The organism is Pseudoalteromonas sp. T1lg21, from assembly GCF_002964625.1.
Lineage (GTDB): Bacteria > Pseudomonadota > Gammaproteobacteria > Enterobacterales > Alteromonadaceae > Pseudoalteromonas > Pseudoalteromonas gelatinilytica.
In genome coordinates this window covers 99,863-124,737 of the sequence record NZ_PQBX01000006.1, presented here as the reverse complement: position 1 = coordinate 124,737, position 24,875 = coordinate 99,863, and the positions used below count along the sequence as shown (strand labels likewise).

Here is a 24,875-nt window from a genome sequence, read left to right as displayed (position 1 = left end):
TTTTATTTTATTAAAAACAAAAATGCCAGTCTGTTAGACTGGCATTTTAATGCTTAAATTAACGTTAAACTTAGATTACTTAACGATAGTCATCTCTTTAAGTAGGTTTTGAGCATTATCAACTTTATCCATCACCCACAACATGTATCGTGAATCAACGTGAATTGAGCGATTTAAGTTTTCATCATAATCCCAATCACCAATAATGCTTTCGTACACACCATCAAATAACAAACCAACGAGCTCAGCATTACCGTTTAATGTTGGAGAGCCTGAGTTACCACCTGTGGTATCTACGTTCGATAAGAAGTTAACCGGAACAGTATTCATACCGCCTGTGTAATCGCCATAAAGCTTTTGCTTAATTAACTGATTTTGCTTTTCTGGTGAGTTGAATGGTTCAACACCAGTATTTTTAGCAAGCAGGCCTTCTAACGATGTAAAGGGGGTTGCCACTAAGCCATCTTGCGGTGAATAGCCGCCTACCGTACCGTAAGTTACACGTAAGGTGCTATTAGCATCTGCATAAACAGGTTTATTAAGTGCCTTGTTATAAGCGATGATTGCTTCCATTAATGCAGGGCGAGCAGCTTGCTGTTTACCAGCAAGTTCTTTTTTCGCATCTTCAATATCTTTTGTGACTGCAAAGATTGCATGAGCATACTGAATGAATGGATCGCTACTTTGCTTTAACTGTGCAAGGTCAAGTTCTGTCATCCATAAACGTTTGCTTTCATCTGCAAGAACCGATTTAGCATACATATCATCAAGCAAGGCTTGCTGTTTTTGTTTATCAAAACCGTTTGTTAGGCCAAGTGCTTTATCAACCTCAGCAACGCGCTCATCGCTTGGTAAGGCTGCATACTGCTCAATAAAGTACAGTAAAATGGCTTTATCAACGGTTTCATCATAACGACGACTCATGCTTTCTAAACGTGATTTAATGCGTGGCATATCACGCTCTTGATAACCGCTTTCGCGCTCAGCGTCTGGCTTTTGTTTTTCATAAGCTAAACGATATAGCATGCGTGCCGATGACATCATTTGTGAACGGTGTACATACCCTAACATACGGTCGCGCTGGTTATGCTTTTGTGACTGTGTAACTAACGCCGTTAAATCAGCAAGTACTTGTCCGTATTTAGCTTTGCGGTTGCTATCTTGATTGATCCAAGCAGTAAGATCTCTTTCGAATTGTTGCTTACGGCTATACATTGACCCTTTATTGAAGCTCTCAATCATTGAGCCGTAGTTTTTAATGTAGTTGTTGTAACCCGCAATAGTGCTTTCATAAGCGATACGTGCCTCTGAACCATCCGGGGCATTTTCTTCAATTAACGAGACATATTTAGAGTTATATTTACGCGCTAATGGATAGGCTGTATTAAACACATAGTCAACTTCAGGCGAAATGCGGTAACGGTTTGTGCTGCCCGGATAACCGGTAACCATCACAAAATCGCCTTCTTGTACGCCTTTAGCACTTACTTTTAAAAACGCATCACTTTGGTACGGCACGTTGTCTTCTGAATATTCAGCTGGCTTGCCATCTTTGCCAACATACGCGCGATAGAACGAGAAATCACCTGTGTGGCGCGGCCACATCCAGTTGTCGATATCACCGCCGTATTTACCGACGCCCATCGCTGGGGCATAGGCTAAACGTACATCTTTTATTTCAAGCGATTTAATAAGGTAGTACTCAAGACCACCGTGGAAAGTATACACATTACAGCGATAGCTCTTGTCTTGCTCACACTCACTAACAAGTGCTTTTTCATTTGCTGCAATAGCATCAAAGCGTGCTTTTCCGGTTAGCTGTTCAGTCCCTTTATTTACTTTTGCTGTAACGTCGGTCACTTGCTCTGTTACATAAACGCGAGAACCTGGGGATGCAGGCACTTCTTCGCCCGTTGTTTTAGCTAAAAAGCCATTTTCTAAAATATTGTTCTCGGTCGTTGAGTTATATTGAATCGAACCATAGGCACAGTGATGGTTTGTTACAACTAAGCCTTTTGGTGAAACAAACGAAGCGGTACAGCCACCAAGGCTAATTACCGCATTCATCGGAAACTCAGTCAGTTTTGAAATTGACTCTACATCAATGCTCAAGCCTTTCGCTTTTAGGATAGATTCAAGTTCTGGTAACTGGTGAGGTTGCCACATGCCTTCGTCGGCAACAGCAACATTTGCTACAGCGAGACCCACTGCAGCAGCAATAAATTTAAATCGCATAGTCGTCCTTTATATTTGTTATGTTTATCTTTTTAGCGCTCGTATCATTGTCATTATGCTAGCCAATAGCAATAATTTGCGACCGCAAATGTCAAAGTTTGTAAACCACTTAAGGTTCATGAACCTAATATTTAGACTCATAAACGACCGCATTGTGGCCATGTAAGCTTTCTTGGTGCTCAACCTTAAATTGGTAATCAGCAATACCCGGCATGGTTTCGAAACACAGCTTTAATCGCCTTGCTGCATCTTCGCAAAACAGTAAGTTTTTTGCGTTAAGGGCAGCAAATGCTTGTTCATCTTCACGCTTCACGGCGGTTTGCACTGGGGTGCCAATGGCTTGCTCGCATACTGAGATAAAGCCGCTAATATCAGGTAGCTTTTCACTACTAAAAGTGACATTGACATACGCATAAGAGCGCTGGCTATGGGGAGTTGCAATTGAGCCCTGTTCACTTGCAAGCCAATTGAGTAAAGAGGCTTTATCTATATGCTGATCACTAAATTGCTTATTGACTGCCTCGCTCAAAAGCTGCCTCGATAATGCCGCTGAACATGGGCAGGTGCTACTGTAGGCAATATCGGCTTTTAAGTTAATGGTGAGTGATTGCTGCTTTGTAATCGTTAAAACGACAGGGTAAGCATTGTAACCTGCGTTGTCGCTAAGCAGCGCTGGTTTTAGCTGTGGTAAATCAAAATGCAGCACCAATTTTGCGCCTTTACTTAAGCCTTTTTGTGATCTTAAAACGGCCTCCATAAACTCACTAACACGTTGACTCGTTAAGCTTTGTTTAGCCAACTGCTGATTAAGTAATAAATAAAGACGTGACATATGAATGCCTTTTGCATCGCTATCAAGGCTAACGAACACATCAGCTTTGGTATTCAAGTGCACATCAACATGAGTTTGTGCAAGCTTCAAAGGCAATGCTATTTTTTCCATGCCGACCCATTTTAAAGGTGACTGAAAATCTACATTTGAGTGTGAGGTAATATCGGGTAATTGCATATCCACTTCTTTTAACGATTGAATGTTAAGGCCTTAGCGGCCTGTTTGTGCGGGGTCACTTGTTGCCCATCAAAGACACACTCACCATTTACAAAGGTATGTGTTATTCGGTGTGAAAAAGTGGTGCCATTGAAAGGAGTCCATTGGCATAAGTAATGTGTGTTTGTATGCTCAACGTGCTTTTCTGCATTTGGGTCAACCAGGACTAAATCAGCAAAATAACCTTCTCTGATAAACCCCCGCTCTTCGATAGCAAATCGCTTTGCCACGTTATGCGCTGTTTTTTCAACGACTTGCTCAAGGCTCAACGCACCACGTTTTACCTGCTCAAGTAACGACAGTAGTGCATGCTCGACTAATGGGAGCCCAGCAGGTGCAGCGCTGTATTGTTGCTGTTTTTCTTGCCAAGTATGAGGGGCATGATCGGTAGCAATAATATCAATGCGACCATCGCGTACTGCTGCGAGTAGCGCTTGGCGGTCTTGCTCTGATTTTATGGCAGGGTTACATTTAATTTGATTGCCATAGTTTGCGTAATCATCTTGGTTAAACCATAAATGATGCACGCAAGCTTCGGCAGTTATGTGCTTTTGCTCTATGGGTGCGTTACTAAATAGCTCTAGCTCTTTTGCTGTTGTAAGGTGTAAAACATGTAACTGTGAGCCATAGCGTTTTGCCAGCGATACGGCATACGATGATGATGCATAACACGCTAACTCATCGCGAATAAATGGGTGATGTTCGATACGTAACTCACCATAGCGCTTTGCTAAACGGCGCTGATTTTGTTGAATAACTTCGCCTTGCTCACAATGGGTGGCAATGAGTACTGGGCTTTCCCGAAAAATGGCCTCTAGAGCATGAGGGTGCTCAACCAGTAAATCGCCTGTTGATGCCCCCATAAACACTTTAACACCACATACACTTTTGGCATCAAGGGCTTTAATTTCATTGAGGTTGTCTGGGGTTGCGCCAAAATAAAACGCATAATTCGCAGCGCTCGTTTGCGCCGCTATCGCGTATTTATCTGCAAGTGCTTTTGCCGTGGTAGTCGATGGTGAAACATTGGGCATTTCCATAAAACTTGTAATGCCACCAGCCACTGCGGCGGCGGATTCACTGGCGATCGTACCTTTGTGGGTTAAACCTGGCTCTCTAAAATGTACTTGATCGTCGATCATGCCTGGTAATAGCAACAGGCCGCTTGCATCAATTACCTTATCATTGGCCTTAGCGCTGATATCTGCAGCAATTTCAGCGATTCGATCACCAACAATTCTTACATCATTTAATGCGCGCTGCCCTTCATTAACAACGCAGGCGTGTTTGATTATGATAGCCATATGACTCCTTGCTTATTCAGCAACATTTGCAACTTATCGTAAAAAAATGCACTCCATGGCAAGATTGATTGCAGACTAAATTGTTACAATATAACATACCATAAAGTTTTTATTTGGACACTGTTATGAGTCAAAAAGATCAATTGGGTCGGGCTATTTAAGCTGTAAAGTTATAAGTGGCTTTCCGATCTTAGAGAATTTTAACGGCTTATCGCAGCCAATAATCACCTTATCGCAACGTATGAGGTCAATTGTAATAAGACACAGTATGCTGGGCTCATTGATCACATGGTGATACCTGCCTCATATAAGTGCTTTTTTAGCATCTTTTTGTAATCCGTTTTAACCGCTATGCAAATCAAGAGCTTATAAAACGTATGTGCAAGGTTATATCGACACAATTTAATTTTAAAAATGACAAGAGAAAAACTATGAAACACCTAATCGCAACCGCGATCAGTTCTGCGCTGTTACTTACAGCCTGTTCAGAACCGCAAACAACAACATCAACGCCTAAATCAGAGCAATCAGCCCCTGTTGCTGCAAATGAGCAAGCTAACCCACTGTTTGTGAAAAGCGTATTACAATACGAGACGCCTGATTTCAGTGCGATTAAAGATGAACATTTCATGCCGGCATTTAATAAAGGCATGTCTGAGCAAATGGCTGAAGTGCAAGCTATTATCAACAATCCAGCAAAGCCTGATTTTGCCAATACGATTGTTGCGCTCGAGAAAAGTGGTGAGCTATTAACACGCACGCGCAGTATTTTTTATAACTTAGCGGGTACGGATTCAAATCCGGCACGTCGTGAATTACAAAAAGAGTTAGCACCAAAACTAGCGGCTCATAGCGACAACATTTTCTTAAATAAAGCACTTTTTGAGAAAGTAGCGGCTATTCACAGCGAAGCTGACAGCCTTGCCTTAACTGCTGAAGAAAAGCGTTTATTAGACGTTTACTACAAACGTTTTGTGCGTGCTGGTGCAAAATTAAGTGCAGAGCAAAAACAACAAATTCGTGATATCAATACAAAGCACTCGAGCTTAACAACTCAGTTCTCACAAAACTTATTAGCGCTGACTAAAACAAATGTTGTTTTAGTGGATGACAAAGCAGAGCTTGAGGGCTTACCTGCAGGTCAAATTGAGCAGCTTGCCAATGCCGCTGCAGAAGCTGGCCATCCAGGCAAATACCTAATTAAGATCACAAACACCACGCGTCAGCCTATTCTGGCAACACTGAAAAACCGCGATTTACGTGAAAAAGTATGGCGTGCATCGGCTGAGCGTGCATTATCGGGCGAAAATAGTAACCGTGATATCGTGGCAGAACTTGCTCACTTACGTGCTCAAAAAGCGAAACTATTAGGTTACGACAGCTGGGCTGATTTTGGTTTAGAGTCGCAAATGGCGAAAAAACCACAAGCTGTATTTGATATGTTTGCAAGCATGATCCCTGCATTAATGCAGAACGTAAACGCAGAAGCGGCGGCTATTCAAGCTAAGATTGATGAGTCAGGTGAGCAATTCAAATTACAGCCATGGGATTGGTTATTCTACGCAGAGCAAGTGCGTAAAGATAAATATAACCTTGATGAAAATGCAGTGAAAGAATATTTCGAGTTCAACCGTGTTCTTGAAGACGGCGTATTCTTCACCATGAACCGTTTATACGGCATCACCTTTAAACCACGTAACGATATTCCGGTTTACCACCCTGATGTCAAAGCCTATGAGTTGTTTGATGAAAATGGTAAAAGCTTAGCCATTTTCTTTGCTGACTACTTCGCTCGTGAAGGTAAGCGTGGCGGTGCATGGATGAGCTCATTCGTTAAACAATCTGGCCTTAAAGAACAAAAGCCAGTTGTCGTAAACGTTATGAACATTCAAAAAGGCGCGAATGGCGAACCTACGCTTATCAGCTATGATGAAGCAACAACGATTTTCCACGAGCTAGGTCATGGCTTACACGGCATGTTCTCAAACGTGAAGTACCCGACTCTATCTGGCACCTCAGTATCACGTGACTTCGTTGAGTTCCCATCAACTTTTGAAGAAGATTGGGCAATGTACCCTGAAGTTATCGCTAACTATGCAAAACACCATAAAACTGGCGAGCCAATTCCTGATGAGCTACTGAAAAAAGTAATTCAATCACGTAGCTTCAACCAAGGTTTTGATACTCTAGAATACGTTGCAGCTGCATTACTTGATATGGAGTGGCATTCACTTTCTGCTGATGCACCATTACAAGACATTGAAAAGTTTGAGCAACAAGCGCTTGCAAAACATGGTGTTGATGTACCATTTGTACCACCTCGCTATAAATCAGCCTTCTTCTCGCACTCAATGGGCGGCGGTTACTCAGCGGGTTACTATGCTTACATGTGGAGTGAAATCTTAGCGGCAGACGCCTTTGCATATGTTCAAGAGCAAGGTGGTTTAACCCGCGAAATGGGTGAAAAATACCGTAAAGAAATTTTAGAAGTGGGTAACTCACGTGACTTAATGGAATCGTTCAAAGCATTCCGAGGTCAAGAGCCAGACACGTCAGCGTTATTAAAACGCCGCGGCCTTAAAGCAACGGTTCAATAGCTTACCTTAAGCTTTAAGCTTTAAGTTCTGAGCTCTAAGCTGTAAGTCAGAAATGTGGGGTTATCGAGTGTTGATAACCCCACAACAATAGCAAAGGAGCTGTCAGCCTTCAGCTATCAGCCGTCAGACGCGCGAAACACGTTTCACGCGGCGCTAGGTACTAGGCTCTAGGACGCGATATAAAATCGCTGCTACCTCGCATCTCGCATCTCGTACCTCGCATCTCGCATCTCGTACCTCGCATCTCGAAACTCGCTAACTTAAGCCATTCCCGGCTAAAGCCAGTCCTACGCGGGAAACATCAGGCGCTAGGTACTAGGCTCTAGGACGCGATGTAAAATCGCTGCTACCTCCTATNCCCTTTCCCCTTTCCCCTTTCCCCTTTCCCCTTGCTAACTTTCCCTCGCTAACTTTCCCTCGCTAACTTAAAAACAAAAAAGCCCTTGCAGCGAGCTGCAAGGGCTTTGTTATCACTATTTAAAAGTCTTATTTACGTTTACGGCGACGGCCGATAAGCGCTAGTGGTGCAAGTAGTAGTGTTAAGAAACCAAAGCTACCGTTGCTAGATTTAGTTACTTTCTTCTCTTCTACTGGCTCAGCTTCGTTAGTTACGGCAACAGTGAACTGCTCTGATACAGAGTCTGTACCATCGCTTACTGTTACTTCAAATACTAACTCGTCATCGCTTGAGATAGCACCTGGCGTGAAGCCTAGAGTTGCAGTGTCAGCACCTGTAAGTGTTGCTGTTGTGCCGCTTAGTTGCGTCCAGGTGTAGCTTAGCATGTCATCACTGTTACGGTCTGACGCTGTTGCCGTTAATGTGCCTGAAGCAGACTCAGAAACAGACGCATCACCCGATACAGACACTAATGGAAGTGCGTTATCACATGCTAATGCATCACCTGCAATTACATTTGAGAAGATTGGTGATGTTACATTGCTAACAGTTACGTTATCAATCCACCAGCCGAACTCACGTACTGCACTATCTGATGACATACGGAAACGTAATTTTGCACGGTTACCGTTTAGTTCAGTACCGAAACGAATTGTTTCGTAGTTACCGTAAGCACCGCTGCCATCCACATTGTTACCTGTGAAAGTATCGCGATCTTGTAGTGCTTGCGCGTCGTTTTCGATTAACGGGCCATCGTAACCAACATCAAATGTACCGCCCATTTCAGTAACATCAACCCAGTTACCGCCGTTTACGCTGATCTCTACAACACCACCATCCCATTCGTTTTCGATTAGGTAGAAGTGCCAGAATGAAACTTCAAAGTCACCCGCAAAACCGATATCAAACTCTCTTGACTCAACTGCAACATCAGACTGGAAGTCATTGTTGTTTAGGTACATTGTTTGCTCGCCAAGACCAAAGCCAAAGCTGTTAAAGAAGTTGATATTACCGCCCGTTGCCATGCTTTGTGTGCCAACTGCTAAGTCGTCACCTGTCATTACGTTTTCTTTCCAATCACGTAATGATGCACCTGCTACTTCCATATCGTCAGCAGTTTGTGAGCTCACTGGTGCTTTATCTTCAAAGTCCATGTTCACAAGGTAAGATACTGTATCGCTTGTAGCTTCAACAATTTCATCATCTGCAGACAGCTCTGGGAATGACACTTCAATTTCAAGTGTATCAGCAGTGCCTGCATCATTTAGTGTAAACGTGATAGGCGCGCTTGTTTGCGAAGCATACGGATTTGTATCGTCGAATGTGATTAAACCATCATTTTCGAATGTTACATCGTGACCGCTAACAACTGTTAACTGTGCTTGTGTACCCGTTAGTACTTCACTACCGGTGTTCATGATGCTAACAGTTAATGTACCTGTTTCGCCTTTATCTAGCACGTTATCGTTTGAACAATAACCTAATTCAGCACCGTTGTAGTTTGCATTCATTGCCACATCTTTGAATGTGAAGCTAGCAAGTTTCATTTTGTCTGATTCAACAACGCCTGTTAAATCTTCACTGAAACGCTCTGGCGCTTTAGCACCTAAGCCCATACCACGCTTAGCGAATGCACCTAAGATTAGTTTGTAATCTTCAGGGTCAACTGCGTACGCTGCAGCTAAGATAGCATCACGTGCTTCAGTATATAGCGGAGCAACAGGAGTTAGCTTGTAACCAGCAACTAAGTAGTTAGCCATGCGGTTTTGCGCATCTTCAAAGCCGTGCTCGTTAATAAGTGCTACATAGCTTTCCCAAAGCATAGTTGCCCAAATTTCACCTGCTGCGTGTGGTGAAGCAACACTTGTTGGTGCAATACCTACATCAGCACCTGCATCTTCGGTAATATGACGGAAAGACAGCGGGTTTACTTCCATATTTGTTGAATATGGAACACGACGAATACCATAGTAGAAATCTTCTACGAAAGTACCGCTACCGTATGCTTTTTGGAACTTGTCGTTACCTGCGATGTTGATGTCATCAGCTTTAGCAATAAACATAAGAGAGTGGAAATCACCCCAACCTTCGCCCATCGCACGGCCTTGGAAGTTGATAAGACCTGATGAGTTACCCACTAAACGGTTACTGATATAGTGACCCCATTCGTGAGCAATAATACCGTTATCTAGCGTACCGTCTTTTAACGTTGCTTTATTGAACATGTTCACAGTTACAGTGTCGCCTGCAGCGATACCATCGTAAAGTGCGTGGCCGTCAGCATAGTTCAGACCCATGTTAGGAATGATAACTGCATCGTCTTCACCGCCCATTGGCGCTGGTTCATCTGTATCAGGGTTGTTGTTTACAACGATAGCACCAATTGCACCCGCTTCTTGAGCGTGTAGTACTTTTGCTGTGAAGTTACAAGAACCACGATCGACTAGCGCAATTTTGCCAGCCAGTTCTGCTGCATTTGTTGCAGGTTCACAACCGTCTGTTACGCTACCAGAATCAACGTTATTACCATCAACTAAACGAACAACTTCGCCTGCGATATCAGCAAATTGCATTTGACCAAAGCCAGATACTTTTGATGATTCAAGAAGACCAATCGTTGCGTCAGATGTAACAACCACACCGTAATCAACGCCAACTTTTGCGTCTTTTGAGTTGTATAGATACATTTGCATGCGAGGGCTTGCACCGTCAGCAGGCGTAGACATGTTTGCGTTGTTTAAACCACTATTATCTTGCGCTTGCGCTTCGATTGGGTCGCCTTCTACACCACCACGACCGTAGTTAGATACCTGCGCAACATTTGATGTTTCATCAAAACCATGGTCATAGAAGAAATCGTGTAAGAAGTTGTTCATATAGAACAAGTTTACGATTGCAGCTTTACGGTTATCGTAGCTGTTTGCTACTTGATCAACTTGGTAAGGATAATCGAATGTGAAATCTGATGTAGTTTCAGCAGTGAAGTCACCTTCTGTGTAACCTTGAGGTGCAATTACATCAGCATAAGCAAATACGTTGTTACCTGATGTTGTTGTTGCATCGTCTGCAAGCCACGGATCCATCGTGCTTAATTTTTTGTAGTAAGACAGGCTTACAAGTGGCGCATCTAGGATTTCAGTTTCATCAACTTGATCTGGGCCATCAGCTGGGATCACATCGCCGTGTGGACCTTCCCACGGGTAACCATCTTCGTCAGCCCATACACGGTAGTTAAAGTCTGCCGCGTGTGCTTTTAAGTCTTTCTTGAAATAAACTTTGCTATTTTGCGCGCCGATAACGTAGCTGAAGTAATCGCTTTCTAAGCTGTTTTTATCAGCAACTTCTACTTCAACATAGTATGCAGATTGCAGCTCGCCCGCTACTTCAAAGAACACTTTCTTAGCACGAGGCTGACCTAATACAACTTTGTCACCGTTTTGGTTAGACACAGTGTATTTAACATAGTCACCTTGTTCTGTTGACTTAGTTAGTGACACGTCGATATCAGCAAGTTCTTTAATTGCACGTTTAATGCTTTGCTCTGCACCTACAAATTCAGCAAGCGGTGCGAACGACTGCGTTGCATTTGAACTTGTGTTAGCAAAATAGCCAGAACCTGCAACTAGGTTATATTCTTTGTCCATGATCAGGTTGTATTCACGGTTGAATACTTCAATGTCATGTACTTTTTGCTTATATTTAGCTGTGATTGAACCAAGCTTTTGCTCAGATAAATCCGTTAATACTGCGTTTGAGACGCCTTTTTTAGCAGTGCTAACACCCGTTAAGGCATTTAAATAAAAATCTGCAGCATAGGCATTGCGTTGCTCAGGAAGCACCATCGCCATATCAGGTTTAGCTTGACCAACTGCATTCCATAAGAACGTAGCTTTACCTAACTGCTCATCGAAAATTGATTTGTGACCCGATACAGTTCTGCGCTCAGCTAATGCACGTTGCTGAGATACTTGAGGGTTGAATTGCACTTGAGAGCTAACGCTTGAGGCATTATAGAAGCGAGTTTGTTCACTAGCTTGCACTTGAGATGATGCCAAGATAGCCGTTACCATAGTAGCAACAGCTGTTACTTTGAATTGAGACATTCCTTACGTTCCCTATTGTTATATTTTTATTTTCGGTTAACAATCATAACCAAGTCCAATGTACCCAATACAGCAATTAAAAAATAGAATTAATTGTAAACAAAAGTAACAGACAAACAGGATTAAAATGAAGCAAACAATTAAGATACAAGCACTTACACTAGCATTGGTACTAGTATCAGGCTGTCAAAAAAATGAAATAAGCGAGCAAGATACAGTACAACAGCCAACAACCAGTTCACAAAAAGAACAAATTTCAATTAAAGATGTTAAAAAAGCAGTCGAAATCAACAAACAAAAATCGACGAATGCTTTTAGTAATAATGGTGAAAAAATTACCTTTGATGCACCTACTTTAACCAAAGGCACAGAAGTCTTTAATCACGCAATGCAAGAGCGCGGCATCGCCACTGGGGCAATTTACTTAACGCTAAAAGAAAACAGCTTACCAGTAGAGCTTAGCAGCCAATATACGCTGAAAAAAATGACCAACAAAAGCTATCGCTACCTTGCTGAAAAAGACACTGATTTATTAAAAGTACAAAACGCTTTTAAACAAAATACCAACGTCGATGTTGTTGAAATTAAAGTTGATTATTCACCGATAAAAGAGGTGATGTAGATTGGGTAGAGCGCAGCGAAACCCAACGTAAAGAAGCTGTCAGCCTGTAGCAGGAGCTGTCAGCCTTCAGCTATCAGCCGTCAGACGCGCGAAACAAGTTTCACGCCTACTTGTAGCAGCGGGTTTATCCCGCGTCTTCAGGTTCTGGGGGCTAGGCCCTAGGTTCTAGGACGCGATGTAAAATCGCTGCTACCTCGCTAACTTTACTCTCGCTAACTTTACTCTTTCCCCTTGTAACTCGCTAACTTACTACTCCACCACAAAATCAAAATAGGTGGCGGGGTATGCTTGCGGTTGGTAGGTAAAATGCCACCATTCCATTGAATAAGGGGCGAAACCGGCCTCTGTCATCAGGCTTTTAAGTTTATATCGATTGGCTTTTTGCTCTGCACTAATGCGCGGGTCGTCGGTGTTAGAAAGAGTGTCGAACATATCAAACGGTGAGCCCATATCGAGCTCTTTGCCTTTTGCATCAACTAACGTTAAATCAATCGTTGAGCCACGGCTGTGACCCGACTTAGCGGCGATGTAATCACCAAGCAGCTTGTCTTTGCCTAAGTTTGGATAAAACTCAGCTTTGGTGCGGGTATCTTCTAAATCGTTAACCCAACGCACAAAGTGATCAACGGCGCGCTGCGGGCGATAACAATCAAATATTTTTAAGCTCAAACCTTGGGTTTGCGCTGCTACTTGCACATTTTTAAGAGCCGCAGCAGCAGTGCTATGCAATAAACATTTAGGTGCGTTGTAACCATCAACTGGTTTGCCAACAAAGTTGTGATGACCAAAATAACGGATATCTAACACAGCATTCGGTAGCAAAGCACCTACATCCACAAATTCGCTACGTTTATCATCGCTTGGGTTGGCATAAGCAGTACTTGCACTCATAAGCGCAATACCTAACAAAGAAGTGGATTTAGTTAAACGAGCCAACAAAGTGAATGCCATTTTGATTTTCCATAAATAACTTAATAGCATCCACTATTGCACATTAAATAACTTATTCCAAGATTGAAGGCTCAGAAACTGGAGCAAGGTCTTGGCTGTATGTGGCATCGACAACTGAGCGGTTACGACCGGTTTTTTTAGCTTGATATAAAGCTTGGTCAGCAAGCTTAAATACTTCATCAATGCTTAATTGCTCAATTGGCCAGCCCGAAATACCAATTGATACATTAATGCAGCCAACCGGGTCAATGTAGCTTTCTGACACCCGCATACGCAAACGCTCAGCCAGCTGATACGCACGTTTTGCTTCCACTCTTGGCATAATCACAATGAATTCTTCACCACCAGTACGAGCAACCACATCACTATCACGAGTAACATCTAACAAAATTTTAGCTAACGACTGTAGAACCACATCACCAATGTCATGACCGAACTCGTCGTTAACCCGTTTAAAGTGATCGATGTCGATAGCCAATACAGCAAAAGGGCAACGTTGAGCTATCAAATGGCTAATTTGCATATCGAGGCTACGGCGATTATGCAGGCAAGTGAGGGGATCAGTTTGCGCTTCTTGGCGCAATAGCCCTATTTTACTTTGTAATAGCCCGACCCCTTTTAACATGGCTTTTCTGAGCTCATTACTTTCAAAGTACCATGAGCGAATTTGTGTCAGCTCAAGTGACGTTGAAGGGCGATCTAACGTATTTGCAGTTTCGGCTAACTGCCTTAAAGGCTGAGCAATTAAACGTGCTAACACCCAAATCAATATAAATGTGAGTACACCTATTGGGGCGGTTTTGATAAACACTTGCCACATTAAATTATCAAGCGGTGCAAGCGTGCTTTCTAGAGGGCGCTGAGTGACGACTCCCCATGGAGCAACTGTCATAGGAGCGTAGCCTGCAAGCATCTCAACGCCTTTGCTGTTGGTAACAAGCTGGGTGCCGGCGTTTCCTTTTAGTACTTCTTCAATTACTTGGTTATCAAACACTTGCTCACCAATACGGCTTTTATCTGGGTGATAGAGTAAGCGATGGTTTTCATCAACCACATACAGATAAGAGCCATCTTGATAATAATGAACTTGCAGCAATTCATTTAAAATACTGGCACGTTTTAAGTACAAAGTGCCGCCAATATAACCAATGAAGTTACTTTGTTTATCGAATAAAGGCTGCGATATAAAGATCAGTAAATTGCCCGCCATCGAGATATAAGGTTCGCTGATCATTGGAGTACGATACGACAAAGCGGCTTTAGTGCCAAAGCTATCTACTTTACGGTTTTGTAGCTTCAATGACTTTGGTGATACCCCTAAAATATCGCCCTGCGCATTAACAATAATGGTCGAATTAAAACTATTGGTTTGTAGCCTTAGGCGGTCTGCCTCAGAATTAATTAAGCCTTGATTATTAAAATCGTCTTCTAGAATTTTACCTACATAGGCAAGCTGTTGCTGAGCAGTCAGTAAAAAGTTATCGGTCGCCGACACCAACTTAGCGGCGTATGCTTTATGGTTATTTAGGGTTTTATCTATTAGTTGTTGCTTCTGAACTTGATAGCTCGAGTAATAACTATTTAGAAAGGTAATAAGCGTTGTAGAAAACGCTAACACTAAAATTAAGCGGCGTAGGTTTAAACCATGGCTAAGACTATTAAGCACGATATTTCTCACATACAGGCCCAAAGTCCATATCGGGTACATCTAATACCTTTATACTAGCAAGATGTTCTATGTACCTCTATAGAACTTTTGTCATAATTTGATTTAGCGCAAACAAATGAGTGCAATTACTCTAATTAATTAAAGTAACTCTGTTTAAAACTTCAGCTACCAAGCGCTCGTTGAATATGAACAACATCAAAGTCACTTACCAACAACCTTCGCGGTTTAACATATTGAATTTAATGAACTATAAACTTAAGACAGTTAAAAGAACGGCTAATACGTACGATTTATATTGTTCGAAAAGCAGCTTGCTTTGATGTAATAATTTATTACACTATAAAAACAAAATAACAATAAAGTTTTCCTATGCGTCACCACTGTGCTGAAATCATCAATAAACTCCCTTCACATCGCCTCATGGCGTTAGATGTAATGCGGGGCTTGACTATTACCGCCATGATATTAGTGAATAACCCAGGTAGTTGGGGAGCGATGTATTGGCCCTTGAAACATGCACAGTGGCATGGTTGGACGCCCACCGACTTAATTTTTCCGTTTTTTATTTTTATTGTCGGCATGTCTATCACGCTTTCAGTAAATAGCTTGCGTGCTAAAAGGGTCAGTGATCAGAAAATACTAAAAGCGGGGGTTATTCGCACCATTAAACTCATTGCCCTCGGTTGGTTTTTAGCCTTGTTTTATTACAACTTTCGAGACCCTTCTTTTAGCTGGCTTGATGACAAGTTATTGCAGTTGCGTGTGTTGGGCGTGCTGCAACGTATCGGTTTGGTGTATTTAGTTGCTCTGTGTTGTTATCTCTATTTATCGCCTAAGAAAATAGCCATTACTTGCATCGCTCTTTTATTATTTTATGGCGCCGCCATGCTTTATATTCCGTATACCTTGCCAAACGGCGAGGTAGTCAGTGGCTTATGGTTACATGGCAATAACTTAAGTGCCTTCATAGACAATGCCGTACTTGGTAGCCATCACCTGTATTATGCCAATGCTAAGCCACTGCCATTTGACCCTGAAGGGCTATTCTCAACACTGCCTGCCATTGCAAGTGCGCTTAGCGGCATGTTGACTGCGGTTTATTTAACTAAGCAACCCGACCTTAATAAACAAGCCCGTACACTTATCTTACTGGGCACATTTGCCGTTATTGCCAGCTATGCGATTGCACCAATAACGCCTATCAATAAAGCGTTATGGACGCCGAGCTATGTGCTACTAAGTTCAGGGCTTGCAGCGATTTTCTATGCTCTGTGCAGTGCTATTTTAGATATTTATAAGCTGCGTAGCTGGAGCGCTCCGTTTATTGTATTTGGTGCGAATGCGATATTATTTTTTATGTTTGCAGGCGTGTTTGCACGGCTACTAATTATGATCCCGCTTGGCGATAGCAGTTTAAAAGGCAGTATTTATGGCCTAATACAATTAGTGATCAGCAATGATCACCTCGCTTCTTTTAGCTTTTCACTGCTGTTTTTAGTGGTGTCTTATGGTGTGATGTACAGCTGCTACCGGAAAGGCATTTTTTGGAAAGTGTAGGCTTTGAAATAGATGAGCCAGTAACTGGCTCATCAAATTAGCAATTAAGCTCTGTTATATTGCATGGCTTTGTTTATCGAGCAGATACAAAATTGATTGATAACTAATGCCACTGTGTTCAGTTAAACCAATTTCGCAACTGCGGCTATTAGACACGCCGCGATTACAGTTTTTTGGTACTTGTTGTTTAAGGGTTTTTAACGCGTTGCTATTGAGTTCTGGTAAGTTAAAGCCCTTATCACCGGCAAAACCACAGCACTCAATATCAGCTGGAATAATCACCTCATTACTACATGCCTTGGCAAGTGATACTAGGCTTTGCTCTTTACCTAATCGCTTAGAACTACAAGTAACATGGAGCATCACAGGCTCATTCACGGGGCTTACCTGCAAATTAGGCAGTAAATGCAGAGCTGCAAAATCAGCACTTTCATAAATTTTGAGTGCCGTATTTTGCGCGGCATTAAGAGTAGTAAGTGCACAGGGGCTGGCATCAAAAACAATGGGGTATTGGCCATTATTTGAAAGCGCCTCGAGCTCGGTAAGTAACTGCTCACTTTTATTTTTAGACTCTTTATTAAAGCCTTTGCTAGCAAATGGCATACCGCAACAAAGTGAATCTGCCTGTTTAGGAAGTAGCACTTCATAGCCAGCTTTGGCAGCGAGTGAATAAATAACATCTAACAGTGGGCGCTTATCATCGGCAAGTTTATCAGCCGCAAAAATCCGGCTTGCGCAGCTTGGCATATACACCAACTTTTTCGCTTGTTGGGGTTGTTGAAGCTTTCTATTAATTGGTTGCTCAGCTCTTGGCCATGCCGAGTAATACAGTGGTGTACCAAGCAACTTATTAGCAGGTTTACTCAGGCTTCTTAGGTTACTGCTGCCGATTGCTTTTTCGAGCACCTGCATCACGGTTAAACCAAACCGTGCACCCGTAGCAACAACCGCAAAATGCTTGCTAGCAAAGCGTGATAATGACCGCGCAACCTTGCTTGATGAGGCTTGCTTTGCTCTGAGCGATTTTATAAATTCGCCCGTGTTAATCCCCACCGGGCATTTAAGACCGCAAAGACCCGTTGCCGCGCACGTATCAATTCCAAGGTATTTAAAGTCGGCCTCGATAACACTGAGCTTTTGATTTAACTTCTGTTTGCTTGCTACATCATCGGTTGTTAGCAATTGATTGTGTAGCTCTGTGCGGTGTCGCCATAAAGTAATACGCTGCCTCGGTGTTAAGCTAAGTCCTTTTGATGGGCAAACAACTTCGCAAAAGCCACATTCAATACAAGTATCGATAATATCATCACTTTTTGGCATGACTTTTAAATGCTGAGTGTGAGCATTTTTGTCGTGATTAATAATAACCCCAGGGTTAAGAATATTTTGTTTATCGAATAAAGCTTTAAGCGCAACCATCACCGCAAAGCCGTCGTCTCCCCATTCGGTGGCAACAAACGGCGCCATGTTACGCCCTGTACCATGCTCAGCTTTTAATGACCCTTTTAGTTCAACCGCCACTAAGTTCGCCACATCAGCCATAAATTGCTCGTATCGGCTTACTTGCTCTGGTGTATCAAAAGCTTGGGTGAATACAAAGTGTAAATTTCCGGCAAGGGCATGGCCAAAAATAATGGCTTCATCATAAGCATATTTAATAAATAATTGATGCAGCGCATTCACGCCCTCAGCTAATTTATCAAGAGCAAAGGCAACATCCTCAATTATCACAGTAGTGCCAGTTTCGCGCACTGCGCCAACCGCAGGAAACGTACCTTTACGGATATTCCAAAGTGCCGCATTACGGGCGCTGTCTGCTGAAAACTCAATCGCTGCCAGTTGACTTTGCTTAAACTCGGCAAGAAGTTGCTCAGTGCTCTTTGTGAGCGCATCGAGAGCCTGTGCATTTTCAGCTCTTAACTCAATTAGCAGTGCCGCTGATTGCTCAGGGTAGCTGGCCACTTCTTTTGGCATGATGGCATGCTCGGACACCGACATCAGAGCACGTTTATCTAGTAGCTCAACAGCAGCAACATCAAGCTCACTCAGCCTTTGTACCAACTCACACACCTTGCTGATATCGTCAAAAATAAAGAAACCTGTGTGTTTGTACTTATGCTCAACCACAGTGTGGTAGGTGATATCGGCGATAAAAGCTAACGTACCTTCAGAGCCAATAATGAGGTGCTTAATGATTTCGATTGGATCAGAAAAATCCAGCAGCGCGTTTAGACCATAGCCTGTGGTATTTTTTAAACGATATTTATGGGCGATGCGCTCACTCAAATCAGGGTTTTGCTTTATGCTATCAACTAGGCTCATTAGCTCATCAACCCAAGGGCTATGGCTTTGCAAAAAGGCATTACAGCTTTGGCTATCAGCCGTATTAAGCACTGTGCCATCGGCAAAAATGAGGGTCATATCTTTTACTGTGTGGTAGCTGTTTTGCGCCACTCCACAACACATGCCTGATGAATTATTTGCCGCCATCCCCGCTATTTTGCAGCTATTAATTGAAGCGGGATCTGGGCCAATCTTTTTACCAAACGGGGCTAATACTTGATTTACTCGAGCACCAATGATCGCCGGTTGTAAGCGTATTGCCTCAGCGTCATCAAGGATTTCAAACTTGCTCCAACTATCGCAAAGTAAAACCAATACAGAGTCGGTAATTGCTTGCCCAGATAAACTCGTTCCGGCGGCGCGAAATGTGATGGGTACCTGTTGCTCGTTGGCAGCAATGATCACTTGTCGTGCTTGATTTTGATTGCTCACTAATACAATTAACTCAGGGATTAATCGATAAAAGCTGGCGTCTGTTCCGTACGCATAACGGCGCGAGTAATCTTCTATTAATGCTGACTCTGGTAAAAAAGGTTTAATTTGCTGTTTAAATGCGTGTAATCGAGTTAAAGCCATCTCGCCCCCAGGCTTGTCATATTTACGCTGATGATTATGGAATATATTATTACTTTAAATTGTACTAAAAAGCGACCCATTAAATTGATAAATTATCAACTTGCCACGCTTTTCATAAGTATAAAGGTTTGGTTATCTAAGCCTATTAGCCCTATTTGGTGATCTAACTTAGCTTTTTGCAGTCGGACTCAAAAACCGCTAGGGTAGCAAAAAAATACTGTATTTATATTTAAAAACCCATTAATATCAAGAATAATTTATTCTAAAAACTAAATAAGCGTTTTGCTTTGGAGCTTGCTGTGTTAAATAAGTTTGCACTATCGTCACTGGTTATCGGATTAGGATGTTTCATGCCATTACAATCATCATTTGCTGAGTCTGCATTAACTTTAAAACAACAGTTAGGGCAAAAGCTCATGCTTGACCTACGTTATTACTGCGAGCAAGACCCAGGTGAGCAAAAATGCCGTAAACCGGTGACAGAGCTGCCGGCCGATTTGGCGAATATCATCACTAAACATAATATTGGTGGGGTGATTTTATTTGCAGAAAATATCGATACCGTGCCGCAAGTGATCAAACTTAATAATGACCTACAAAAAGCCGCTGCTAAGTCAGAGTTAGGCTTACCGCTGTTTATTTCGATAGACCAAGAAGGTGGCCGAGTTGCCCGTATTCCTCGTGATGTAGGTACGTCGTTTACCGGTAACATGTCGATTGGCGCGACCTATAAAGAACATGGTACCCACTTCGCAACTGAATCTGCACGCATCATTGCCGACGAGCTATTGGCACTGGGTGTTAATGTTAACTATGCACCCACGGTCGATGTAAACATGAACCCAGATAACCCAGTTATTAACGTGCGCTCTTACGGTGAAGATCCGCAATTGGTTGCAAAACTAGGTGGTGCCCAAGTGGCAGGGTTTGAAAACAACGGCGTTATTTCATCATTGAAGCACTTTCCGGGGCATGGTGATACGAACGTAGATAGCCACACTGGCCTGCCAAAAGTAATGCATGATAAAGAAACCATTTGGCAGCAAGATCTCCCCCCTTTTAAAGAAATTATTAAAAACCAACAACCGGGTATGATCATGACTGCACATATTCAATACCCTGCCCTAGACGACAGCACGTTTGTCAGTAAAGAAGGCAAAACCATGATCAAACCTGCAACGATGTCGCGCAAAATCATCACCGACTTATTACGTGATGAACTTGGTTATCAAGGTGTGGTGATCACAGATGCCCTCGATATGGCGGGGATCAGCCACTTTTTTGAACCAATCGAAGCGGTAGTAAATACCTTTGCAGCGGGTGTTGATATTGCCCTGATGCCAATCGAAATCAGAAGCCCTAAAGACTTAGCAGTACTTGAAGCCCTGATTGAGCGATTAGAGCAAGAAGTACAACGTGGCACGTTAAATGCCAACGAAATGAGTGCTTCTGCAACACGTATTTTAAAACTTAAAGAAAAGTTTAAACTTACCTCTTCACTTGATGACGAAGCAGCCATCAAAAAAGCGCAGCTTCTACTGGGTGATCAAAGCCATAGAAAAGTAGAAGCTGAATTAGCATTAGCTGCTATCACCGAAGTGAAAAACGAGAAAAACACCCTACCGCTTAGCATTAAATCGGGCAGCAAAGTGCATATTATTATGCCAGACACCCGCAAATGCTATGCTCTGCAGCAGGCGTTAATTGATAACACCGATAAGCTAATCAGCTTTAGCTGTACGAGTTTGCAAGGTTATGAGCCGCTTGCAACATTAAAAGAAATTAACGAAGCAGATATAATTATTGCCGCAAATGCGTCACCAAAACAAAGTGCTGTTGAAGTCGGCGGGATGGATGATTTAGCTGATAACCCTGAGTTTGCAATTGCTAAAGCAGATCAATCAGCGGCATTAGAGTCATTGTTAAAACAAGCAAAATTAGCCCATAAAAAGACCGTATTTGTCAGCTTACGAGCCCCTTACGATATTGCCCAATTTGGAAAATTTGGCGATGCTGTACTTGCCACCTATGCTTACAATATAGATGTAGATACAGATGAAAAGATTGCTGGCCCTGCTTTTACAGCGCTGGCAAACGTTTTACTAGGGAAAGCCCCTGCTAAAGGGCAGCTGCCCGTTACTATTAATGACCTGAACTGAGTGTTATTGTAGCAACAATGGGCAAGTGTTAATTTCAAGGAGAGTCACATGCAAAAAAATGCATCTTTAACCACTCCAGCGGCTATTCGTAAAATGGTACGCGAGGGTGACTACACTGGCAATACATCGGGCTTTGCACCGGGCTTTGTGCAAGCTAATTTAGTGATTTTACCTAAACAATACGCGTTTGATTTTTTGCAGTTTAGCCAAGCAAACCCGAAAGCTTGCCCAATCATTGCAACTAGCCGTATACCGGGCGTTACCGATATGCCAACTGTTGGTGAAGACATTGATATTCGTAGCGACTTACCCCGTTACCGCGTCTTTAAACATGGCCAAATGGTTGAAGAAGTGACCGATATTTCTAATCACTGGCGCGACGATTTAGTCACCTTTTTAATTGGTTGCTCGTTCTCATTTGAAGAAGCGCTGATTGCCGCTGGTCTTGAGATCCGAAACATCAGCGAGCAAAAAAATGTGCCTATGTATGTGACCAATATGGCTTGCCAAAGTGCAGGGATTTTTCACGCCAATATGGTTGTAAGCATGCGCCCAATGAAACCTGCCGATGCCATTCGCGCGATCCAAATTTGCAGCCGTTTTCCAAGTGTACATGGTGCGCCAGTGCATTTTGGCGACCCTGCAGCAATTGGCATTAAAGATATCAACAAACCTGAGTTTGGTGATGCGGTAACCATTAAAGAAGGCGAAGTACCAGTATTTTGGGCCTGTGGTGTTACTCCACAAGTTGCGATTGCCAACGCGGCACCTGATTTTTGTATCACGCATAGCCCAGGGCATATGCTGATCACCGATATTCCAAATAGTAAAATGGCAGCGTTATAAATGACGATGAAACTCAACTGTGACCTTGGCGAAAGCTTTGGCATGTGGAAAATGGGCTTAGACGAGCAAGTTATGCCACATATTGATATGGCAAATATTGCTTGTGGCTTTCATGCTGGCGATGCCGATGTGATGGCAAACACCCTAGCCCTCGCCAAGCAGCATAAAGTAATGGTTGGCGCGCACCCAAGTTACCCTGATAAGCAAGGCTTTGGTCGCCGCTCAATGGCTATGAGCGAAAAAGAGCTGACCAATTGCCTGCATTATCAAATTGCTGCAATTGATGGTATGGCTGCAGTACATGGTTTAACGCTTGAATACGTTAAGCCACATGGTGCATTGTATAACGATATGATGAGTGACGAGCAAACGCTGAATATCGTTATGCGTGCAGTTGCAAGTTATGCAAAGCCATTAAAATTAATGATTTTAGCTACCAACCAAGCAGCCAAACACAAAGTACAAGCAAACGATCTTCAACTAGAACTCATTTTAGAAGCATTTGCCGACCGTCAATACACAGACGAAGGTAAGCTTGTTGCACGTTCTTTAGCGGGCAGCGTACACGACAAAGCGGCACTAATGGCGCAAGTTAAACAGTTAGTTGCACATGGCACAGTCACTACACGAAGTGGTGAGCAGCTGGCACTTAATGCCGATAGCCTGTGTGTACATGGCGATAATGAAGCGGGTATTGCGCTCATTCAAGAGATCAAAGCACTATGTCAGCAAGCCTAAGCGACGCTGCGCTCAGCCAACAAATTGAAACCATGATGGTTGAACAAAACCCGCGTGGAATGCAGCATTTATACGCAAAACAACTTACGGGTACATATTTACGCGCAGCAAAACACCTTCATCAAGCACAAGGTACTGTGTTGATAGGTACGGGCTTTGCGGTTAACAATACTTTCGAAACCGACGGCCCAGTTGGTGCAATTGCACTTTACAAGGTACTCGAAAGACTTGATAAACAGCCCATTTTGGTTACTGGCAACCCCCTTTACAGTGCCTTGAAAAATGACTTTAACTGTTTTGAGCTGCCAATTAATAGCATTGATAATGCGCACTCTTTTAGCATTAAAGCCCTTGAGCAGCTAAAACCTGATTGTGTTTTATCAATAGAACGCCCGGGGCTTAACGAGCATCAGCGTTATTATAATATGCGCGGTATTGATATTTCGGAGCATTGCGGCTGCTTTGATTTTTTTGTAACAGAAGCACCTTGCCCCACCATAGCGATTGGTGATGGCGGTAACGAAATAGGCATGGGTAACCTTGCACAGCATATGCAAGCGCTAAACATCACTCCTTGTTTAACTCCTTGCGATGAGCTGTTACTCGCCGATGTATCTAACTGGGCAGCATACGGACTTATTGCCTTTTTAAGTCGCTGGCATAACAGCGATTTGCTGGCTGATATTGAGCCACTCAACATTTTGCATTACCTAAGTGAGCGCGGTAGTGTCGATGGCGTCACCCATAAAAATGAGCTCACCGAAGACGGCCTGCATGCAATACATGGTCAACAATTAATAACTCGGCTTCGCCAACTTGGCGGCTTTACGACAGAGAATGAGGTTTAACAATGGGCACGGTATACCTAAACGGTGAATACCTTGGCGCTGATGAAGCAAAGATTTCACCAATGGATCGCGGCTTCTTATTTGGCGATGGCATCTACGAAGTGATCCCATCATACCAAGGCAAAATGCTTGGCTTTGACGCACATATTGAACGTATGAATAACGGTTTAAACGAGCTTGAAATTAAGCTCGATTACAGTGCCGATACGTGGCGTAAAATCTGTAATGATTTATGCGAAAAAAACCAAGGTGATAACCTAGGGATATATTTACACGTGAGCCGCGGCGCTGATACTAAACGTGCCCACGGTTACCCAACTAATATTACCCCGACCGTATTTGCGTTTGCGTTTGAAATTCCAGCAGAGCCAAAAAGCGACATAGATAGCGCAACAACTTACACCGTATCGCTTGAACAAGACCGTCGCTGGCAACGTTGCCATATTAAATCAACGGCACTGCTTGGCAACGTTATCCATTACCAGCACGGTGCAGCAGCGGGTAACAAAGAAACCATTTTATTTAACCGCTTAGGAGAAATTACCGAAGCCAGTTCAAGTAATGTGTTTATTGTAAAAGAGGGTGTGATCAGCACGCCTCCACTTGATAACCAAATTTTACCGGGGATCACCCGCTGGTTAATCCTCAATATTCTTCACAGTTACAGTGACTTTAACGTGCAAGAACGCATTATTAGTAAAGAAGAATTACTTGATGCCGACGAAGTATGGATCACCAGCGCCACTAAAGAAGTTGGGCCAGTTGTAAAAGTAAATGGCAAGTTAGTTGGCGATGGCAAACCTGGTGCAGTATGGCAACAAGTACAAAGCTTGTTTACCAAGCATAAGTTTGATTACTAATTTAATTGCAGTTTAAAACAAA

The 24,875-nt window shown here is 42.9% G+C and carries 15 protein-coding genes; 8 read left to right on the top strand and 7 right to left on the bottom strand.

Translation table 11 applies throughout. From position 1 onward, the window contains the following. Nucleotides 1–75 precede the first annotated feature (75 nt). From C2M25_RS05150 to C2M25_RS05140, 3 genes are all read right to left on the bottom strand, one after another. Nucleotides 76–2,235 (bottom strand): S46 family peptidase, encoded by a 2,160-nt coding sequence (locus tag C2M25_RS05150; protein WP_105180606.1) that lies wholly within the window; start codon nucleotides 2,233–2,235, stop codon nucleotides 76–78. Between the two features lie 124 nt (nucleotides 2,236–2,359). Then, complete coding sequence (gene folE2, locus C2M25_RS05145) at nucleotides 2,360–3,244, bottom strand: GTP cyclohydrolase FolE2 (protein WP_105180605.1); 885 nt, start codon at nucleotides 3,242–3,244, stop codon at nucleotides 2,360–2,362. 11 nt (nucleotides 3,245–3,255) lie between these two features. Next, nucleotides 3,256–4,587 (bottom strand): dihydroorotase, encoded by a 1,332-nt coding sequence (locus C2M25_RS05140; protein ID WP_105180604.1) that lies wholly within the window; start codon nucleotides 4,585–4,587, stop codon nucleotides 3,256–3,258. A 431-nt stretch (nucleotides 4,588–5,018) separates the two neighbouring features. Between C2M25_RS05140 and C2M25_RS05135 the strand changes: the two genes are divergently transcribed. Continuing rightward, entirely contained in the window at nucleotides 5,019–7,184 is a 2,166-nt protein-coding gene (locus tag C2M25_RS05135; RefSeq protein WP_063703891.1) for a M3 family metallopeptidase, read from the top strand. Between the two features lie 486 nt (nucleotides 7,185–7,670). Here the strand turns inward: C2M25_RS05135 and C2M25_RS05130 are convergent, their stop codons facing one another. Then, nucleotides 7,671–11,684, bottom strand: a complete 4,014-nt coding sequence (locus C2M25_RS05130; RefSeq protein WP_105180603.1) for a rhombosortase-dependent M36 family metallopeptidase — start codon at nucleotides 11,682–11,684, stop codon at nucleotides 7,671–7,673. 127 nt (nucleotides 11,685–11,811) lie between these two features. Between C2M25_RS05130 and C2M25_RS05125 the strand changes: the two genes are divergently transcribed. Further along, nucleotides 11,812–12,306, top strand: coding sequence for a hypothetical protein (locus C2M25_RS05125; protein ID WP_105180602.1), 495 nt, complete (start codon nucleotides 11,812–11,814; stop codon nucleotides 12,304–12,306). A 249-nt stretch (nucleotides 12,307–12,555) separates the two neighbouring features. Here C2M25_RS05125 and C2M25_RS05120 read toward each other — a convergent pair whose 3' ends face one another. Further along, complete coding sequence (locus tag C2M25_RS05120) at nucleotides 12,556–13,257, bottom strand: M15 family metallopeptidase (protein ID WP_105180601.1); 702 nt, start codon at nucleotides 13,255–13,257, stop codon at nucleotides 12,556–12,558. A gap of 52 nt (nucleotides 13,258–13,309) precedes the next feature. Then, nucleotides 13,310–14,923: a sensor domain-containing diguanylate cyclase gene (locus tag C2M25_RS05115; RefSeq protein WP_234003535.1), complete on the bottom strand. Its 1,614-nt coding sequence runs from the start codon at nucleotides 14,921–14,923 to the stop codon at nucleotides 13,310–13,312. A gap of 372 nt (nucleotides 14,924–15,295) precedes the next feature. On the opposite strand from C2M25_RS05115, the gene C2M25_RS05110 reads away from it, so the two are divergent. Beyond that, nucleotides 15,296–16,483, top strand: coding sequence for an acyltransferase family protein (locus C2M25_RS05110; RefSeq protein WP_105180599.1), 1,188 nt, complete (start codon nucleotides 15,296–15,298; stop codon nucleotides 16,481–16,483). A 54-nt stretch (nucleotides 16,484–16,537) separates the two neighbouring features. On the opposite strand, the gene C2M25_RS05105 is transcribed toward C2M25_RS05110, so the two are convergent. Continuing rightward, nucleotides 16,538–19,402, bottom strand: coding sequence for an FAD-binding and (Fe-S)-binding domain-containing protein (locus tag C2M25_RS05105; protein WP_105180598.1), 2,865 nt, complete (start codon nucleotides 19,400–19,402; stop codon nucleotides 16,538–16,540). Between the two features lie 350 nt (nucleotides 19,403–19,752). Between C2M25_RS05105 and C2M25_RS05100 the strand changes: the two genes are divergently transcribed. Genes C2M25_RS05100 through C2M25_RS05080 form a run of 5 tightly spaced genes read left to right on the top strand, consistent with a single transcriptional unit; the run spans nucleotide 19,753 to nucleotide 24,853 of the window. Further along, complete coding sequence (locus C2M25_RS05100; protein ID WP_105180597.1) at nucleotides 19,753–21,561, top strand: glycoside hydrolase family 3 protein; 1,809 nt, start codon at nucleotides 19,753–19,755, stop codon at nucleotides 21,559–21,561. Between the two features lie 48 nt (nucleotides 21,562–21,609). Next, nucleotides 21,610–22,407 (top strand): putative hydro-lyase, encoded by a 798-nt coding sequence (locus C2M25_RS05095; RefSeq protein ID WP_105180596.1) that lies wholly within the window; start codon nucleotides 21,610–21,612, stop codon nucleotides 22,405–22,407. Between the two features lie 6 nt (nucleotides 22,408–22,413). Beyond that, nucleotides 22,414–23,145, top strand: a complete 732-nt coding sequence (locus tag C2M25_RS05090; RefSeq protein ID WP_105173808.1) for a 5-oxoprolinase subunit PxpA — start codon at nucleotides 22,414–22,416, stop codon at nucleotides 23,143–23,145. Next, nucleotides 23,130–23,993: a glutamate cyclase domain-containing protein gene (locus C2M25_RS05085; protein WP_063703875.1), complete on the top strand. Its 864-nt coding sequence runs from the start codon at nucleotides 23,130–23,132 to the stop codon at nucleotides 23,991–23,993. Before C2M25_RS05090 ends, C2M25_RS05085 begins: the two co-directional genes overlap by 16 nt. Before the next feature lie 2 nt (nucleotides 23,994–23,995). Beyond that, nucleotides 23,996–24,853 carry an aminotransferase class IV gene (locus tag C2M25_RS05080; protein ID WP_105180595.1) on the top strand — a complete coding sequence of 286 codons (858 nt, stop codon included), beginning with the start codon at nucleotides 23,996–23,998 and terminating at the stop codon, nucleotides 24,851–24,853. Nucleotides 24,854–24,875: the final 22 nt, after the last annotated feature.

What these genes read in the sequence shown, in the direction of transcription:
- C2M25_RS05125 (WP_105180602.1), top strand. Translation starts at nt 11,812, where the DNA reads ATGAAGCAAACAATTAAGATACAAGCACTTACACTAGCATTGGTACTA.
- C2M25_RS05120 (WP_105180601.1), bottom strand. Translation starts at nt 13,257, where the DNA reads ATGGCATTCACTTTGTTGGCTCGTTTAACTAAATCCACTTCTTTGTTA.
- C2M25_RS05150 (WP_105180606.1), bottom strand. Translation starts at nt 2,235, where the DNA reads ATGCGATTTAAATTTATTGCTGCTGCAGTGGGTCTCGCTGTAGCAAAT.
- C2M25_RS05135 (WP_063703891.1), top strand. Translation starts at nt 5,019, where the DNA reads ATGAAACACCTAATCGCAACCGCGATCAGTTCTGCGCTGTTACTTACA.
- C2M25_RS05080 (WP_105180595.1), top strand. Translation starts at nt 23,996, where the DNA reads ATGGGCACGGTATACCTAAACGGTGAATACCTTGGCGCTGATGAAGCA.
- C2M25_RS05090 (WP_105173808.1), top strand. Translation starts at nt 22,414, where the DNA reads ATGAAACTCAACTGTGACCTTGGCGAAAGCTTTGGCATGTGGAAAATG.
- C2M25_RS05110 (WP_105180599.1), top strand. Translation starts at nt 15,296, where the DNA reads ATGCGTCACCACTGTGCTGAAATCATCAATAAACTCCCTTCACATCGC.
- C2M25_RS05100 (WP_105180597.1), top strand. Translation starts at nt 19,753, where the DNA reads ATGCCATTACAATCATCATTTGCTGAGTCTGCATTAACTTTAAAACAA.
- C2M25_RS05130 (WP_105180603.1), bottom strand. Translation starts at nt 11,684, where the DNA reads ATGTCTCAATTCAAAGTAACAGCTGTTGCTACTATGGTAACGGCTATC.
- C2M25_RS05140 (WP_105180604.1), bottom strand. Translation starts at nt 4,587, where the DNA reads ATGGCTATCATAATCAAACACGCCTGCGTTGTTAATGAAGGGCAGCGC.
- C2M25_RS05085 (WP_063703875.1), top strand. Translation starts at nt 23,130, where the DNA reads ATGTCAGCAAGCCTAAGCGACGCTGCGCTCAGCCAACAAATTGAAACC.
- C2M25_RS05105 (WP_105180598.1), bottom strand. Translation starts at nt 19,402, where the DNA reads ATGGCTTTAACTCGATTACACGCATTTAAACAGCAAATTAAACCTTTT.
- folE2 (WP_105180605.1), bottom strand. Translation starts at nt 3,244, where the DNA reads ATGCAATTACCCGATATTACCTCACACTCAAATGTAGATTTTCAGTCA.
- C2M25_RS05095 (WP_105180596.1), top strand. Translation starts at nt 21,610, where the DNA reads ATGCAAAAAAATGCATCTTTAACCACTCCAGCGGCTATTCGTAAAATG.